This window comes from Runella sp. R0.1_18 (assembly GCF_057652155.1).
In genome coordinates this window covers 89,236-106,202 of the sequence record NZ_JBYFCK010000020.1, presented here as the reverse complement: position 1 = coordinate 106,202, position 16,967 = coordinate 89,236, and the positions used below count along the sequence as shown (strand labels likewise).

Sequence of the window (16,967 nt, the reverse complement as noted above, 5' to 3'; positions counted from 1 at the left end):
AATGAATCGGAATATCATTCAAAATATCGAATCTGTCCTACAAGGCTCTTTTCAATGGGCTACCTAAACAGTTACGATTAATTTTAATGTTGTATGCGTAGCCATCAACCGAAAGTGCTTATCCAAACTCCACAATTCGATGTTTTTATCAATACAATGCTGGGCAATCATCAAATCGGGTAGCCCTACTTTATTGATACCGTTTTGTAGGTTCAGTATTTGTAATGCTCTAATTCCTTCCCAAAAAATAGTATAAGGCATGCAAGGTAGTGCATTCAAACTTTCGATGACCTCCGTCTGGCGTGTATGTTGCAAGGCGGGGATGAGTTCAGAAAGGACGACTTCGTTGGTACAAACCAAATCCAAATTGATTAATTTTTCTAGTAATTCCGTATTTTCGCCTTTCCGAAAATACCCCACCCAAACGGATGTATCTATCAAAATCATGGTTTGGAAGTTCTATCGCGTAAGCTATTCAAATCAATATCTAAATCAACTTTTCCCTTGAAGCTAAGTAATTTTAGGCGCTTTTCTCGCAAAATAACTTCATTTAGGGCTTTTTTAATGGCTTCAATCTTCGATTTGGAGCCTGTTACAAGCATCGCTTCAGCAATCAATTCATCGGGTAAGTCAATGGTAGTTTTCATTTTAAAGTATATAATAATTGATATACAAATATATACATAAATCATACATGTTCTACTGCCATCGGAGTAATCAAGTTGGATAAATGAAGCCAAAGAGATTTGGTCTGTTTGATTTTCGTAAGTTTCTGCTTGAAAAACGTTGTTTCTTATTGTGTTTTTTTTAGATTTTTGTTAAATTTTTGAATTGAAATAAAACTAACATACCATGGCAAAGTATAATCTGAAAATCAATGGCAAGTCACGCCAAGTAGATGTTGACCCAAACACGCCTATGCTCTGGGTATTGCGAGATAGTCTCAATTTGGTAGGTACGAAATTTGGCTGTGGTATGGCACAGTGCGGCGCTTGTACGATTCATTTGGACGGAAACGCGGTACGGTCGTGTGTTTTACCCATATCTGCCATTGGAAAACAGGAGGTTACGACGATTGAAGGTCTTTCGGCCAACGGCGAGCATCCCGTACAAAAAGCATGGCTTGAGCACGATGTGGCACAGTGTGGCTACTGCCAAACGGGACAAATTATGACCGCTACGGCATTGTTAAAATCGAACCCAAATCCGAGTGATGCTGAAATTGAGACTGCTATGAGCGGAAATATCTGCCGTTGTGGGACGTATCTGAGAATCAAAGAGGCGATTAAAACGGCAGCCAGCCCCCTAACCCCTAGTGGGGGGAAAAAATAAGCCCCTAACCCCAATGGGGAATCAATTTTGGAAGCTTATTTATTCTTCACAATTTTCAAATCTTTAGAATGCACATGAAAAATCAAGATAAAAAAAACGGTATTAAAGCCCCCATTGGGGGTTTGGGGGCTGGTGGTGACGAGGCTATATCTCGGCGTTCCTTCCTCCAATCTTCCGCTTTGGCTGGTGGGGGAATGTTGCTCAGTTTCGGCTGGTTTACAAGTGCCCAAGCCGCTGAAAAACTGGAAGCCTTAAACCTACCTGAGCAACAGTGGTCGGAACTTGCGGCTTACATCAAAATAACTCCTGATAACGTGGTGAAAATCCTTTGTCCAAACCCCGAGTTTGGTCAAAATGTGATGACGTCCCTGCCCATGATGGTGGCCGAGGAGCTGGATGTGGACTGGAAAAACGTGGTAGTAGAAATGACTACCCACGACAATGTAAAATACGGGGCACAATTTACGGGAGGGAGCAATTCGGTCAGAATGTACTGGAAACCTCTCCGAAATGCAGGGGCAGCTGCCCGCCAAATGCTCATCGAAGCGGCGGCGCAAACGTGGGGTGTGGCGGCTTCTGAAATTACAACCAAAGCGGGTGTTTTGTCTCATTCGAGTGGAAAAACCGCTCACTATGGTGAAATGGCTAGTAAAGCTGCTACCTTTGCCGTACCAAAAGAGGTAAAACTGAAAACACCCAAAGATTTTACAATTATCCGAAATTCAAAGAAAAATACCGAAGGGGTGAAAGTGGTGACAGGTAAACCACTCTTTGGAATCGACTATCGGGTAGATGGTATGCTGATTGCCATGATTCAGCACCCACCTGCTTTCGGGATGAAATTGAAGTCGTTTGATGCCACTGCTGTCAAGAAAATGCCAGGTATCAAGGACGTTTTTAGCATTAAACTCTACGATGAGGGATTTGAACAGGCAGGTTTTGATACCCGTGCTTTCAACGAAATGATAGCCATTGTGGGCAATTCGACTTGGGAAGTAATGAATGCGCGCAAAAAGCTGATAGTTCAATGGGAAGCTGCGGGCGACGTAAAAGAAACCATGCAAGGCAGGGGAGGAAAAAGAGAAGTAACTGTGCTAGGGCGGTTGGAAACGACAAGCGCACAATTTGAGATGATGGCAGAATATGCCAAAAAACCTGCCCAACAGCTCAGAAAAGACGGTGATCCTGAAACGGCGTTCAAAAATGCTGCCCAAATCATCGAACGTACCTACAATGCGCCGTTTTTGGCACACAACACCATGGAGCCGATGAATTTCTTTGCGCATGTGCAAGAGGATAAAGCATTAGTGGTAGGGCCCTTGCAAGCCCCTGGTTGGATGGAGCCAACTCTTGCAAAGATTTTAAACCTTCCAGCCGACAAAATTGAAATCCAAATGACCCGTATGGGGGGAGGATTTGGTCGCCGAGCGTATGGGTCGTATGTGTACGAGGCTGCTCGTATTTCTCAAAAAATGAAAGCGCCTGTCAAGCTTATCTACACGCGAGAAGATGACATGACCTACGGAATTTACCGCCCGATGTACACTGCTACTTACCGCGCGGCGTTGGATGCCAACAAAAACTTGATTGGTTTTCACGTAAAAGGCGGAGGTATCCCCGAAAATCCTGTGCATGCCAACCGTTTCCCTGCGGGTGCTGTTGATAATTATTTGGCTGAAGGCTGGGAAATCCCTTCAAACATTACAATTGGGGCGTTCCGTGCGCCACGTTCCAACTTTAATGCCGCCGCCGAACAGTCTTTCCTTGACGAATTGGCCGAAGCAATGGGCAAAGACCCGATTGAGATGCGGTTGGAGCTACTAAAACGCGCCAAAGAAAACCCTGTGGGGAAAAACAATGACTATGACGCCAACCGATATATGGGTGTTTTGGAGTTGTTGAAGGAAAAATCAGGCTGGGGTAAACCCGAAAACGCGGGTAAAAAACGCGGGGTTGCGGCTTATTTCTGCCACGCTTCGTACGCGGGGCACGTGGTGGATATGGTAATAAAAGATGGACAACCGTACGTAGAGCAAGTGACGAGTGCGGTTGACTGTGGGGTAGTGGTTAATCCCGACGCAGCCCGTAACATGGTTCAGGGAGCCGTGGTAGATGGTATCGGGAACTCATTTTATGGCGCCCTAACGCACAAAGATGGCGTTCCTGAACAAACTAACTTCCATAACTATCGAATGATTCGCCACCACGAAGCACCGAAGAAAATAGACGTTCATTTTGTGCAAAACGACATTGACCCAACGGGCTTGGGCGAACCGCCGTTCCCACCTGTGTTTGGGGCTGTTGCCAATGCGTTGTTCCAAACGACGGGCAAACGTTATTATAATCAGCCTTTTAAGGTAGAGATTGAGAAGCCGAAGTCGTAAAATCCTGTGTGCCCCGATAGATTGTCGGGGCACATATTTCATAATCCATTGACGGCATACAGTGGCATGTTTGCCATCCAGTCTTGCTCGCGGTAGGGGCTCATGGAGAATCGAATCGCTTGCTGAGGTTGGAACTTATCCGTGAACACTTTCAAACTTTTTGATTTTAAGTTCTCTTCGGCTTTGACTTCAATGGGAATCATTTGGTTGTCTTTTTGCACCAAAAAATCAACCTCCGCCGTAGCGTTTGGGGCTGACCAATAAAAAATGTCGTGCTTGAGGGTTAGTTGTTGCGCCACAAATTGTTCGGTCAGTGCACCTTTGAACTCGGTCAAAATACTATTTTTCTCTAGCAGGATTCGCGGGCTGTTTTCGGCCATGGCATTGAGGAGTCCTACATCCAAACAAAACAACTTAAAAATGTCAATATCAGCGTAGGCTTTAAGCGGAAGTGCTGGCTTTTCGACCATGGCTACTTTCAAAATCAGACCCGCTTCGGTGAGCCAAGTGATGGCCATTTCAAAATCCTTCGCCCGTGCTCCTTTTTTGAGTTGACCGTAAATAAATTTGCGATTTTCCTTGGCCAGTTGACTAATCAAATGGCTCCAAACCAATCGGATACGCGGAACGATATCGAAGGGGGCATGTTTTGCAAAGTCATTTTCGTAGCCAAGTAGGATTTTTTCTTGGATGTCACGGACTTGGTTCAAATCTTGGTATTGTTGGTAATTGGCGACCGCTTCGGGCATTCCACCAATAAAAAAGTATAGCCGCAACAAACCTATTAACTTGTCGTGAAATGAAGCAAGAACCTCCCAATTTGATTTCTGAAGCTGTTCTAGTAGAAGTTGTTGGTCATTGTTTTCTAAAAATTCAAAAAAACTCATGGGGTATATGCGTAAAAAATCCACTTTCCCCACGGGAAAAGACGTGCCTTTTTGAAGTGACACTCCCAACAGAGAGCCTGCGGCAATAATATGGTAGTGCGGAGCTTGCTCGTAAAAATACTTGAGGACGGTAAGTCCTTTGTTTGCTTCTTGGATTTCATCAAAAATAATGAGGCATTTCTCTGCTTGAATTTTATACCCAATTTCGATTTCGATGGTTGAAATAATCCGTGAAATGTCAAAATCTACCAAAAACAATGTCTTTAGACGTTCGCTACTTTCAAAATTAAGATAAGCTACTTGTTCAAATTCTTTTTTTCCAAATTCTTTCATCAGCCAAGTTTTTCCTACTTGCCGTGCCCCTTGTAAAATGAGTGGCTTTCTTGTGGCCGAATTTTTCCAGTTTAGTAAGTCTTGATATAGGTGTCTTACCATGTTTTTGTTTGAATTTATGTGGAAAATTACATTTTTTCCTTTGAAAAAGTGTGATGTAATACATTTTTTCAAAGGAAAAAATGAAACTCTCCCGAAAGTTTCAAACTTTCGGGAGGGTAATATTGATATTGTACTAGCCGTAAGGTATGCGCAAACGGTTAAAAAACAGCCCCGCCCATCTTTTAAAGTAATTAACCCAATTTACCAATCAACTCGAAGAAAAATGAACAGAAGAGAGGTTATTAGAAGTGTGGCTTTAATGCTGGGTGGGACTCTTTCTAACCCTACGCTCATGGCAATGGAACGATGTGAACAAGCGCCTACCCAGCCCATGACAAGCGCGGCATTTAGCTTGACGGAGCAGCAGCGAAAAATAGTGGCAGAAGTAGCCGAAATGATTATTCCCCGTACCGAGACCGTGGGTGCCAAAGATGTGGGTGTGCCTGCGTTTATCGAAATGATGCTCAAGGATTGTTATTTGCAGCCCGACCATCAGCGCTTTTTGGAGGGTTTAACTTCTTTGGAACAACTGAAATTTTTGGAACTGAACGAAGGCGAACGACGCGGTGCGCTCAAAATGATGGAGCAGCAAACCAAAGAACAAATGAAAGTGCCATCGAAAACGGTTCCCTTTTGGCGATTGATGAAAGAACTGACGCTGTTGGGGTATTTTACGTCGGAAGCGGGTATTAAGGCTTCGTTTGAGTATGTACAAATTCCTGGGAAATTGGAAAATATCAAACTCAAGCCCAATCAAAAATCGTACGCGTATTAAGTATTTGTGCAATATAAAGACTTTGCGGTCCGCCGCCGCGGCAAGTTTTAGGCTTATACTATTGATAATCAGAAGAGTTATAAACTTGCCGTGGCGGCGGACGTTCGGTGAAAGATGTCACCCCGATGGGGCTTTTGGAGGGCCTTGCCCCCTTTTTTCTACTAAGATTTAGCCTCGCTGAGGCTACTTTTTTGATGCGTTTAGCCTGATTATCATCTCTCAAATCTCATCACTTATTGCTCATTTTAAATTGTTGAAAATCATGTACCTGAATATAAAAGTAACAAAAGAAAATACCTTTGACGCCATCGTGGTGGGGTCGGGGATGACGGGCGGTTTTGCCGCGAAAGAACTGACCGAAAAAGGAATGAAGGTGTTGATGATTGAGCGTGGAAAAGAAATCAAGCACGTCCAAGATTACGATACGGCCATGAAACAGCCGTGGGAAATTGAACACCGAGGTAAAACCACGCTCGTGTCGGCCGAAGAACGCTGGGCCAATAGCCGTTTTTGGGGACTCGGCAGCGAAGAAGTCGTGAATCATTTGACCAACGATAAAGAAAATCCGTACATCGAAAAACGCCCTTTCGACTGGATTCGTGCCTACCATACGGGCGGGAAATCTATGCACTGGGGGCGTCAGTCGTATCGTTGGAACAAACAAGATTTTGAAGCCAATGCCAAAGAAGGCATCGGTATCGACTGGCCTATTCGCTACGAAGATTTGGAACCTTGGTACACGCACGTCGAAAAGTTTGTGGGTGTAAGCGGTAACAAAGAAGGGTTAGATGTATTACCTGATGGGCATTTTTTACCCGCAATGCCATTGTTTGCTCCCGAAGCCTATTTCAAGGGTAAGATGCTCGAAAAATTCAACCGTCCTGTAACGGTCGGTCGGGTAGCCAACTTAACGCAGCCGCAAGATATTCATACCCAATTGGGGCGTGCTTCTTGCCAATACCGCAATAAATGCGCTCGTGGATGTCCTTATGGTGGATATTATAGCTCGCTGTCGGGGGCGATTCCCGCGGCCATGCGTACCAAACGCCTTTCAATACTGCACGATTCGATTGTGGCCGAAATTATCTACGATGACCAAAAAAATAAGGCCGTTGGCGTTCGGGTTATTAATCAGCATAACCATCTCGTCACCGATTATTTTGCCAAAATCATTTTCCTAAACGCAGGTTCTATCAATACTGCCGCGTTGATGCTCAACTCTAAGTCAAATCGTTTTCAAAATGGATTCGGGAATGACAGCGACCAAGTGGGCAGAAACCTCATGGATCATCAACTGGGCTCTGGAGCAACAGCCACGATTGATGGATTTGAAGATGACTATGTATATGGACAGCGCCCCAACGCCATGTACATCCCTCGTTTCCGAAATTGGGGCAACGATAAACAAACCGCCTACCTCCGTGGGTTTGGGTATCAAGGTGGCGCAAGCCGCGAAGGCTGGAACCGTGGCGTGAATGGGGATGGATTTGGGGCTGGTTTTAAACAAGGTCTCACCAAACCTGGCGCTTGGACAATTAGCATTGGAGGTTTTGGGGAAATATTGCCCAACCCCAACAATCGTTTGTATCTCGACCCAGAGAAAAAAGACAAATGGGGCATTCCGATGATTGTGATGGATGCGGCTTTTGTGGAAAACGACTGGGCCATGCGGAAAGACATTATTGCGTCGGCGGTTGAAATGCTTGAAACGGCTGGTTTCAAAAACGTAACTCCGTACGACCGACCTACGCACATGGGCTTGGGTATCCACGACATGGGTACGGCGCGCATGGGACGCGATCCAAAAACGTCGGTGTTGAATTCCTTCAACCAAGTGCATGACAGTAAAAATGTGTTTGTCACCGACGGCGCAGCGATGGCTTCGGCCTCTTGTGTCAATCCGTCCATCACCTACATGGCGCTTACGGCCCGCGCGGTAGATCATGCAGTGAAGTCTTTGAAAAAAAGAGAATTGTAGCTCGAAACAGTATCTGTTTCCTTTGGGTTAGATTTAAAATAGGCGTATCGAACATGAATGTAATTGAACAGGCGATAGGTTTGAAGGCAGAGTTAGATGCCCTCCGACCTATAAGTGGGGAGCAGGAGAAGAGAATCATGCAAAAGTTTCGGTTGGACTGGAATTACCACTCCAACAACTTAGAGGGTAATTCGCTTACTTATGGCGAAACCAAAGCACTCATCATGTTTGGACTTACCGCACAGGGAAAACCTTTGCAAGACCATTTGGAGATAGAGGGGCATAATGAAGCAATTGAACATATTAGTGAAATTGTCAAAGGTGATTACCCATTAACGGAGACATTGATTCGGCAAATTCATAAGTTGCTGCTTAAAAAATCGTACAGCGTGAGTGCCATTACTCCCGATGGGTTGCCTACAACGAAAGTCATTGAAGTTGGTAAGTATAAGATGTTGCCCAATCATATTAAAACAGTAACGGGTGAAATTTTCTATTTTGCATCTCCCGAAGAAACCCCTTTTTTGATGACTGCATTGGTGGAATGGTACCGTGAAAAAGCGGAAGACCCAGCTACCAATCCATTGCTATTGGCGGCCGAATTTCATTACCGATTTATTCGTATTCATCCATTTGACGATGGGAATGGAAGGACAGCGCGTATTCTCATGAATTTTATATTGATGAAGTTTGGCTTTCCGCCAGTGATTATCAAAACCGAAGAAAAAAGAGATTATTTTTCAGCATTACAACTTGCTGATAGCGGAGTTCTGTCGGCTTTTGTTGAACACATTGCCAAGAACCTTGTACGGTCACTTGAAATTATGATTCGTGGGGCGAAGGGTGGATCGATTGAAGAAAACGATGATTTGGATAAAGAGCTTGCCTTGTTGGAGGCGAGATTGAACAAGAATAAATCCCAAATCGAGAAGAATCAGGAAGTGATTTTGGATTTATTTGACAACAGCATCGTTCCTCTTTTTCAGAAATACTATGTTAGCTTAAAAAAATTTGAGAAGTTTTATATCAAGACTACTTTTTATTTTCAATCAACCCAAACCAGTTCTGACGACCTCAACATTGCTTTAAATCGCATCAGGCCATTGATAGATGATACAACTGTAGATTTTGATATATTAACACATTTCGATACTTTTAGGTACGCTGACTACGGGAATTTTGATTTTTTTTCGCAACTTTCTATCATGTTAGGGCCTAATTCCTACTTTGTCATTGCCTATGATAAAAAGAAGTCGCAGGAGAAAAACTACGGTGAACAATTGCTTGAGGAAGAAATAGCGGATTTTGTCAAGTATGAGTTGCAAAGGCATAAACAGTTCATTGATGATAAAACAAAATAACTCAAAACAGTATCTGATTCCCTTTTTTGCCTTTCTTAAAGAAAAAAGTACCAGAGAAAAAGATGAATAACCGTAGAAAGTTTCTTAAACAAGCAAGTAGCGCTTTGGCGCTTGGGGCAGTTGCACCCGCGATGGCGCACGAAAATGCGAGCACGCCCAAAGCAAAAGAAGATTTGTTCAAGCTAGGAATTGCAGGCTATAGTTTTGTGCATTTCAAACTAGACCAAGCCCTCGAAATGATGCGTAAGGTGGACGTTCACTACCTGTGTATCAAAGATTTTCACTTGCCATTTAATAGCACCGACGAACAAATTGCGGCGTTTCATGCCACCCTCAAAGCCTCTAACGTAACGGGCTATGCCGTGGGGCCGATTTATATGAAAACGACCCAAGAAATCGACAATGGTTTTGAATATGCCAAACGGGTAGGTGTAAAGCTGATTGTGGGCGTACCGAACGAAGAGTTGTTGCCGTATATCGACAAAAAAGTGAAGGAATATGACATGCGTTACGCGATTCACATTCACGGACCCGACATTAAATTGTGGCCAAATGCGTCGTCAGTTATCAATGCCGTCAAAAACTTAGACCCACGTATGGGACTATGTTTTGACATGGGTCACGATGCGCGTTTTGGCGATGATCCAATTGCCGATCTCAAAAAATACGCTGACCGTATTTTTGACATTCACCTCAAAAACGTAACAGCGGCTTCTAAAGAAGGAAAAACCTGTGAACTTGGACGCGGTATCATCGACGTACCTGCGTTTGTGGCCATGCTTCGGAAAATCAAGTACAGCGGAAGTTGTAGCCTTGAGTACGAAAAGGATATGAAAGACCCGTTGGCAGGTATCGCCGAATCGGTGGGGTATTTCAAAGGAGTGTGTCAAGCGAGCCGTAAGTAGTAACCTGCGGTTAGCGGACTACTGTCAGCAATAAGTAATTGGGGTTGGGTAGGGCTTTGGTCAATATCCAACCCCTTTTATTTTTTATGCAAATTTTTCAAAACAAGAAGTTGGGGAGTGGACAGAATCCCTTTGAACATGAGCTTTGTTAATTCCCCCACATTGTGAAAATAAGAGCCTAAAACGATGTCAGTATCGCCGTCGCGGTCGATGTCGGCGGCTTCTAAAGTGAGCCATTTTCCTGCGGCAGCAGCAGGAGTGCTTGAGACATCAAATTGAAAATTCCCTTTGTTGGAAAAATACAAAAAACCTTGTTCGGGTTGGTCGAGGTCGTCGTAAAACGAAATAGCGGCGATGTCGATGTCGCCGTCCCTGTCAAAATCCCTTGCCATGGCCTTGCTTGTGCCGTAGAGTGGATAAAACCATGCTTCTTTAAAATTGTCCTTTCCATCGTTCAGAAAAAGTCGAATGCCGTGGTAGTTTTTAGAAATGGCGGAATAATCCCAATTATCGCCGTTGGTCAATAAAATGTCCAAAGCACCGTCTTTGTTAAAATCCACGAATTCAAAATAGCTTACCCCATACACAGGGGGGAATTGCAGTGCAATCTTCTCCCTAAACTGGCCTTTGCCGAGGTTGTAAAAAATGCGAATACTCTCTCGTGCTTGTGCCATCAGCACCACAATGTCGGGTTTTTGGTCGTGGTTCATGTCCCTGATTTCCACCCTGCGCGCACCAGGTAGCGCCAGTAGTATGTGTTCTTTGTCGGGCGATATACTTTCGTACCACGCCAGTTTTCCCGTATTATTTCCAAAGTGACAAATCACGACGTCTTCTTGTCCATCTTGGTTGAGGTCGGCCGTTGCAAAGTCCACCCCTCGCTGAATGGCGTCAAAATAGAGGGTAGCGTTGGCCACGGCCGTATCAAGAACAATTAATTTGCCCAATGCTTGGTCAGAAGGCTGAAACGACCCTATCGTGAGTAAGCGGGGAGGGGCGTTGAGAGGAAATGAAATAGCAGACGGTGGACTATCGACGCTCCAAGCCATTCGTAGCTGAAGAAGTGAATCGACTTCGTACAGTTCATTTTGGGCATCACCCACGTACAAAATACCATTTTTCGGGTTGAACTTGAGCAGCGACGTTTGTGGAATGGGCTTGTCGTGAACTTTTACTTCGACGGCTTCAAATTGCGACAATGTCGGTAGGATGGGAGCGTGTTTGGGCTGTGGCAATGGCGATTCGGGGGCAGTTTGTACGTAGAAATCAACAATCTGTTTCCACGCTTCTTGCGACAATTGTGGTATTTCGGGATACGTACCTGCTTGCCGCAATAAGGCTTCTTCCTTGGGGTTGAGGTCTTCGTACGGATTTTTACCTGCGTCTTTGATACCCAACCGAAGTCCCATGTTGGGAAGTACGCTGTTCGCCCACGTTTTTTTGTCTAACAACGCTGGTTCAGGATACAAATGACAACCCTGGCAATGCATTAAAGCAAGTTGTTTCCCTTGCGAAAAAGCATTTGTTGCCCAAAAGAGTGTAATGAGTAGTCCCGTAATTTTAGAAGTCATAGGGGAGAAATTTGAATCGAAAAATAAAAAAAATTCCGAGATAAAAACTATCTCGGAATTCTAACTACTTACCAAAGTTCAACTCTAACGTTGTATTTTTAATGTATGAATACTGCATACATGGTTAAAAGTACTATTTAACATCCCAAAAAAGTTTGGTAGTTAGATTATCTTGAGCTTTAACCGCCGAATAGTTGGGGTTATAAGTAATTTCGTTGCTAGGGATAGTCCAACGATACGGAGGCAATGTTTGATTGTTGGAGTTATCTGGCACAAAATTAAATTTAGGCAAATCAAGTCTTCTTACATCAGACCAGTTTTCAAATGGCTGGGTGATGTTATAGTGTAACCATTTCTGTTCAGCTATTAAAGCCAACTTATTAGCAGAACTACCTGCTTTTGTCCAGTTTACACCATCTTTTGCAAGGTAGGCCGTAATTTGGGCAGCTGTAGCCGCAACGGGAATATTTTTTTCACCTATAATATTGTTACTCAATGACAATATCTTGTTGTAAAAATTCACCGATTGGTCAATGCCCGTTTCGTAAGCTGTTTGAGCTTTGGCATCGTTATTAGTTCTCAAATAGTATTCAGCTTTTATCAAACTTACTTCGGCAGCATTGATTAACACGCCAGGGAAAAAGTTATTCCCACTGAAAGTAACGCGATTGTAAAGGGCTGCCATACCATCGCTGGCTAAGGTTGCTTGTACAGTGGCATTTGCGGTTGGATCAATTCCCAAATATTCTCCATTGGCATTAGCGCCTGGTTGGAAAATAATCGGCAAGCGAGGGTCGGCATTTGTTTTCATGTGGTCAATCATTTTCTTTCCTGCGAAATTGATGTACCAAGAAGCGCCAGACTCAAGTGCATCTCTAAATCCTTTTGAATTGATAGGCGAATTGAGATCAAAGACATTCATTTGAATATTTTGTGCATTTGTTTCTACGACAGGGTAGGTCGTTGGATTGCCCAAAATTTCGGCAATTTCTGAATTTGAACGCGCTTTCAAACTTTCTACATCAGATACGCGGTTGAGCATACGAAGACGAAGTGAGTTCGTATAGCGTTTCCAAGCATTCAAATCACCATAGTTCACAAAATCTTGAATTGTGAATGATTTTTGATAACCTGAACCAAGTGTAATTCCGTTCAATTCTGTAGCAATGCTTTTCAAATCGTCCAACATTTTTGTATAAAGCTCTTGTGCTGAATCAAATTTTGGAAGTGCGTTAGCATAATCACCACTTTTTGCACTTAGCATACCCGCCTCACTAAAAGGGATAGAGCCGTGTACGTCAACCAATTTTTGGGTATAGTCATACATGTAAACGGTTGCGGCGAGCATAAAAATTTTCTTCTCTTTTTGCTCTTCAGCAGGGCGTTGGGCAAAAACCCGTTGTAGTTCACGGTATTGCGCAAGAGTGTTATAGTAATTAAACCATACATCTTCAACACCTGACGACCCAGGGATATATTGACCTTCACCATTTACCCAACCCGTTGTTTGTACGTAGTGGTTGATAGTGGTGCGAAGTGTAACAAAGTAGAAACGATACCCAGGAAGGACGTAATCTTTGTTTGATTGCAACATCCCAGTGAATTGTTTTTCAATGGTTGTAGTTGAAAGTTTTGATGGGTCTGGGTAAGCTTCAATGAATTCTGACTCTTTGCAAGACATCGCAAATAGAAGGAGTCCTGACAGCAAAATGGATGATATTTTTTTCATTATCTTGTTCATTTAAAATTAGAAACTGGCTCTTAACATTACACCTGTTGTACGGAAAGCTGGGTTGTTCCCCGCGTTGTTTACGTTGTCCGTCCAACGAGTACCTGCGTTTGTTTGCTCTGCATCCAAGTCTTTGATTGTTCTGTAGAAAAAGAACAAGTTACGGCCGAATACAGACAAGGTCAGGTTTTGAGCACCAATTTTAGAGGCAATTGACGAAGGTAAAGTATAGCCAAATGAAAGCTCTCTCATTTTAGCGTACGTGTTTTCAGTTACGTACAACTCATAGCGTGAGTTACTATATTGAGGGCCTCCCCAGTTGTATGTACTGTTGTAATAAACAGCTTGCGAAATGATGTTTGTGTTTTTCTCTCCATTTGCAAGAACCCCGTCCATCAACATACCATCGTGGTAAACAGTCTCTCCGTTAGGGCCTTGGTTTGCTGTTGTTGGGATTCCTTTTCCGTCTTTTACATAGTAGCTAAGTCCACCATGTTCGGCATCCATGCTTCCTAAGCTTTGTTGGGTTAATCCTCGTGATGTCATCCAGTTGATACCTGTTGGCATGATACTTCCTCCGATGCGGAAATCAACTACTGCTTCTAGGTTGAAGTTTTTGTAGCTAACGCTATTGATAAGACCACCCACAACTTTAGGCATGGCATTACCTACTTTTTTCCATGCTGGGTCAAGCTGATACAAACCACTTGGGCCTACTACATTTTTACCATCTTTCTGGAGGATTCCGTGCGCATAAATATCACCCATAGGTTGACCTACGACAGATCTTAGCTGAGCTGCGTTACCATCATAATCGGCATGTAATAGCTCAGTAGAGTTGTTAGCAAGTTTTTCTACTTTGTTGACGTTCTTGGCAAGGTTCAATGTAGCATCCCAGTTCAAATCAGTAGCAGATTTCCCTCTGATGATGTTTGCATTAATACCGATTTCCAATCCCTTGTTTCTAAGCGTACCAATGTTGGCAAGAATAGATCTAGCACCAGTTGAAGCAGGAATCGTCAATTGAAGAATCTGGTCAACAATTTGTGCATTGTAATATGAAATATCCAAACCTAAACGATTATTGAAGAATTTTGCATTAACCCCAAACTCCATTTCGCGTTTTTGTTCTGGACGAATTAGGTCGTTCCCATAATTAGAACTAAGGACTGTATATAATACAGAACTCCCTCCCGTTTGTTGAATATTAAGTGTTCCTTGGTTATACGCTACGTTTGCAGCATATATTGGTGGATAGTTACCCACTACCCCATAAGATGCACGAAGTTTACCGAAGCTAACAAAAGCAGGTAATTGAAACGCATCAGAGAACACAAAGCTTGCGTTAACAGAAGGATAGACAAATGTATTATTGTTTGGAGCTAAGGTAGAAGTGCGGTCTCTACGCAATGTTCCTTCCACAAACACAATGTTCTTATAATCGAAGTTCAATGTTCCTAAATAGGCATCTCTGATAGAACGAATACGGCTTTGGTCACCAAGGGCAGTGTTTACAGAGGCCAATAAGTCAAAGAAGTTTTCGGTACTTAAGCCACCTTCAGTTCTGCGGCTTAACGCTGTATTTAATTCACGTTTGGCAGTATAACCTCCCATTACCGAAACTGTCATGTCTTCATTCAGTTTTTTCGAGTAGGTCAAAAGCAAATCGCCATATACACTATTGTATAAATTGTTGTTCATTGAAAAACCACCACTGTATCCAAACGCAAGCGGTACTGTGCTGTAGTTTTTGTTTTCGATGCGTTCCGAAGTGAGGTCAGTTGCAATACGTCCTCTTAGGTTTAAGCCGCTAACGATGTCCCAGTTTTGGGTAATACTGGCAATAACACGGTTGCTGTATTCGTCCGATGAATTTTTACGTACGTTCCATACATAATCCGCAATATCTCCTTTGAAACCATTGTATCTAATGTTTTCAAGCGGAGTTAAGCTTTGAGTTCCCGCACCATTTACAAACTTATAGCCAAGGCTAGTTTGGTATTTGGCATTGTACCAATCCGCTGACTCAAAACGGTCCATCATCCCCGTAAAGTTGTTGATCATACGATCTACTTTGAAAGGACGGTTATGCGTGTATTGGTTAACAAAATTCACCATCAAATCCGTTTTCAATTTCTTGTGAGGATTAAAGCTGGCGTTAAGGTTGGCAATATTCTTGCTGTTTTTAGCACCGTAGCTAATCATTCCATTGTCTTGACGCGTAAATGAAAAGCGAACATTTGAATTGTCAGATACTTTTGAAACCGCAAGGCTTACGTTAGAGCTAGATGTATTTTGGAATAAATCACCGTAGCTATTGTTAGAAGGTGAATAAGGTCTAATGTTACCATCCCAAGACATAACAGGTTGGCCGTCAAATTTTGGTCCGAAGTTAACAGTAGCACCAAGCAAACCACGTGTTTCTTTTGTGCCATCTCCGTTGGTATCGTAATAAATGAAACCAGCAGCATCCTGACCACCGTTATTGTAATTTAAAGGATAGCCTGGGCCTCTTACGTTTTGATAACGAGGAAGGTATGCGATTTTGTCCACGTTGTAGCTTGCGTTAAAATCAACGCCTAAGCCTTTTTTACCTTTTCCGCTTTTTGTTGTAATCAATAAAACCCCATTTACGGCTTCTGAACCATAGAGGGCAGCTGCGGAAGCACCTTTAAGTACGGAAATATTTTCAACGTCAGCTGGGTTGATGTCCAATAGACCATTTCCACGAATACGTTGGTCACCCCAATAGTCGGTATTTCTAGCTTCTCCATTACGAATAGGAATACCGTCCAAAATGATAAGTGGCTGAGTATTACCAGTAATTGAGCTAAAACCACGAATGCTAATGCTTACTCCACTCGTAGCTCCACCTGGCGTAGCATTGATCATTACACCTGGTGCTTTCCCATAAAGCGCTGCTGCGAAGTTAGGGGAAGCTACTTTTACGAGGGCATCACTTTTAATAGTCGCAGTGGCATAACCCAATCCACGCTGTTCTTTGCCAATCCCAAGTGCAGTTACTACTACTTCTTGGAGCTGAGATGCATCTTCTTGAAGTACAACGTCAATACTTGAGCGATTACCAACAAGGATTTCTTGGGATTTGAATCCAATATACGAAAATACTAGGGCCGTTTTGGAAGAAGCTTGAAGACTGAACTTACCGTTTCCGTCGGTAGTCGTACCAGCATTTGTTCCTTTTACGATGATCGACACACCTGGTAGTGGCTGCCCATCAGTCTGGGATGTTACTTTCCCTGTAATCGTTTGCGCGAAAACAGAGCCGCCTATCATTGTCAGTAAGACAATCAGTGCAAGTAATTTGTGTTTCATTTGGTAATGGAGGTTAAAATTGAAAATAAATAAGAAAGGGATTCTTGGTGAAAATTGGTTGCGAGTGTAAAAACCTCAAAATAAGAGATTTGGGGACGTAGAGCTGACCATTCATTGGTGTAAATAAGTAGTCGGGCTTTAATTAAAAAAAAAGAAAAAATGGGTTTGGTTAGAGTTGTATGAATCTTAAATTAGGAAATTTTTTACAATGTTAACAATAATTTCATTAATCCAAATGAATATTAATAAAAAAATATTTTTAAATAAGGATAAT

The 16,967-nt window shown here is 43.0% G+C and carries 12 protein-coding genes; 6 read left to right on the top strand and 6 right to left on the bottom strand.

Going from position 1 to position 16,967, the window contains the following annotated elements:
• Positions 1-63 precede the first annotated feature (63 nt).
• Complete coding sequence (locus AC23P2_RS25620; protein WP_487775828.1) at positions 64-447, bottom strand: PIN domain-containing protein; 384 nt, start codon at positions 445-447, stop codon at positions 64-66.
• Positions 444-647 (bottom strand): type II toxin-antitoxin system VapB family antitoxin, encoded by a 204-nt coding sequence (locus AC23P2_RS25615; protein ID WP_487775827.1) that lies wholly within the window; start codon positions 645-647, stop codon positions 444-446. Before AC23P2_RS25615 ends, AC23P2_RS25620 begins: the two co-directional genes overlap by 4 nt.
• 205 nt (positions 648-852) lie before the next feature.
• Here AC23P2_RS25615 and AC23P2_RS25610 point away from each other — a divergent pair, with 205 nt between their 5' ends.
• Together AC23P2_RS25610 and AC23P2_RS25605 are read left to right on the top strand one after the other, a co-directional pair.
• Positions 853-1,332 (top strand): (2Fe-2S)-binding protein, encoded by a 480-nt coding sequence (locus tag AC23P2_RS25610; RefSeq protein ID WP_487775826.1) that lies wholly within the window; start codon positions 853-855, stop codon positions 1,330-1,332.
• Positions 1,333-1,526: 194 nt separating this feature from the next.
• Positions 1,527-3,716, top strand: a complete 2,190-nt coding sequence (locus AC23P2_RS25605; RefSeq protein WP_487775832.1) for a xanthine dehydrogenase family protein molybdopterin-binding subunit — start codon at positions 1,527-1,529, stop codon at positions 3,714-3,716.
• A 38-nt stretch (positions 3,717-3,754) separates the two neighbouring features.
• Here AC23P2_RS25605 and AC23P2_RS25600 read toward each other — a convergent pair whose 3' ends face one another.
• The gene (locus AC23P2_RS25600) at positions 3,755-5,038 is read right to left on the bottom strand and encodes an ATP-binding protein (RefSeq protein ID WP_487775825.1); all 1,284 of its coding nucleotides are present in this window, start codon (positions 5,036-5,038) and stop codon (positions 3,755-3,757) included.
• 223 nt (positions 5,039-5,261) lie between these two features.
• Here AC23P2_RS25600 and AC23P2_RS25595 point away from each other — a divergent pair, with 223 nt between their 5' ends.
• The 4 genes from AC23P2_RS25595 to AC23P2_RS25580 all read left to right on the top strand — a co-directional run bounded on the left by AC23P2_RS25595 (position 5,262) and on the right by AC23P2_RS25580 (position 10,057).
• Positions 5,262-5,813: a gluconate 2-dehydrogenase subunit 3 family protein gene (locus AC23P2_RS25595; protein WP_487775824.1), complete on the top strand. Its 552-nt coding sequence runs from the start codon at positions 5,262-5,264 to the stop codon at positions 5,811-5,813.
• A 262-nt stretch (positions 5,814-6,075) separates the two neighbouring features.
• Positions 6,076-7,791, top strand: coding sequence for a GMC oxidoreductase (locus AC23P2_RS25590; protein ID WP_487775823.1), 1,716 nt, complete (start codon positions 6,076-6,078; stop codon positions 7,789-7,791).
• A 53-nt stretch (positions 7,792-7,844) separates the two neighbouring features.
• The gene (locus AC23P2_RS25585; RefSeq protein WP_487775822.1) at positions 7,845-9,152 is read left to right on the top strand and encodes a Fic family protein; all 1,308 of its coding nucleotides are present in this window, start codon (positions 7,845-7,847) and stop codon (positions 9,150-9,152) included.
• A 62-nt stretch (positions 9,153-9,214) separates the two neighbouring features.
• Complete coding sequence (locus tag AC23P2_RS25580) at positions 9,215-10,057, top strand: sugar phosphate isomerase/epimerase family protein (RefSeq protein ID WP_487775821.1); 843 nt, start codon at positions 9,215-9,217, stop codon at positions 10,055-10,057.
• Between the two features lie 77 nt (positions 10,058-10,134).
• Here the strand turns inward: AC23P2_RS25580 and AC23P2_RS25575 are convergent, their stop codons facing one another.
• From AC23P2_RS25575 to AC23P2_RS25565, 3 genes are all read right to left on the bottom strand, one after another.
• Positions 10,135-11,628, bottom strand: a complete 1,494-nt coding sequence (locus AC23P2_RS25575; protein WP_487775820.1) for an FG-GAP repeat domain-containing protein — start codon at positions 11,626-11,628, stop codon at positions 10,135-10,137.
• Between the two features lie 133 nt (positions 11,629-11,761).
• Entirely contained in the window at positions 11,762-13,357 is a 1,596-nt protein-coding gene (locus tag AC23P2_RS25570) for a SusD/RagB family nutrient-binding outer membrane lipoprotein (RefSeq protein ID WP_487775819.1), read from the bottom strand.
• Positions 13,358-13,375: 18 nt separating this feature from the next.
• Positions 13,376-16,693: a SusC/RagA family TonB-linked outer membrane protein gene (locus AC23P2_RS25565; protein WP_487775818.1), complete on the bottom strand. Its 3,318-nt coding sequence runs from the start codon at positions 16,691-16,693 to the stop codon at positions 13,376-13,378.
• Positions 16,694-16,967 lie beyond the last annotated feature (274 nt).

Bases quoted from the DNA above. Each gene is read 5' to 3' on its own strand.
- AC23P2_RS25600 (WP_487775825.1), bottom strand. From the start codon at position 5,038: ATGGTAAGACACCTATATCAAGACTTACTAAACTGGAAAAATTCGGCC.
- AC23P2_RS25575 (WP_487775820.1), bottom strand. From the start codon at position 11,628: ATGACTTCTAAAATTACGGGACTACTCATTACACTCTTTTGGGCAACA.
- AC23P2_RS25610 (WP_487775826.1), top strand. From the start codon at position 853: ATGGCAAAGTATAATCTGAAAATCAATGGCAAGTCACGCCAAGTAGAT.
- AC23P2_RS25620 (WP_487775828.1), bottom strand. From the start codon at position 447: ATGATTTTGATAGATACATCCGTTTGGGTGGGGTATTTTCGGAAAGGC.
- AC23P2_RS25585 (WP_487775822.1), top strand. From the start codon at position 7,845: ATGAATGTAATTGAACAGGCGATAGGTTTGAAGGCAGAGTTAGATGCC.
- AC23P2_RS25595 (WP_487775824.1), top strand. From the start codon at position 5,262: ATGAACAGAAGAGAGGTTATTAGAAGTGTGGCTTTAATGCTGGGTGGG.
- AC23P2_RS25570 (WP_487775819.1), bottom strand. From the start codon at position 13,357: ATGAAAAAAATATCATCCATTTTGCTGTCAGGACTCCTTCTATTTGCG.
- AC23P2_RS25590 (WP_487775823.1), top strand. From the start codon at position 6,076: ATGTACCTGAATATAAAAGTAACAAAAGAAAATACCTTTGACGCCATC.
- AC23P2_RS25580 (WP_487775821.1), top strand. From the start codon at position 9,215: ATGAATAACCGTAGAAAGTTTCTTAAACAAGCAAGTAGCGCTTTGGCG.
- AC23P2_RS25605 (WP_487775832.1), top strand. From the start codon at position 1,527: ATGTTGCTCAGTTTCGGCTGGTTTACAAGTGCCCAAGCCGCTGAAAAA.
- AC23P2_RS25565 (WP_487775818.1), bottom strand. From the start codon at position 16,693: ATGAAACACAAATTACTTGCACTGATTGTCTTACTGACAATGATAGGC.
- AC23P2_RS25615 (WP_487775827.1), bottom strand. From the start codon at position 647: ATGAAAACTACCATTGACTTACCCGATGAATTGATTGCTGAAGCGATG.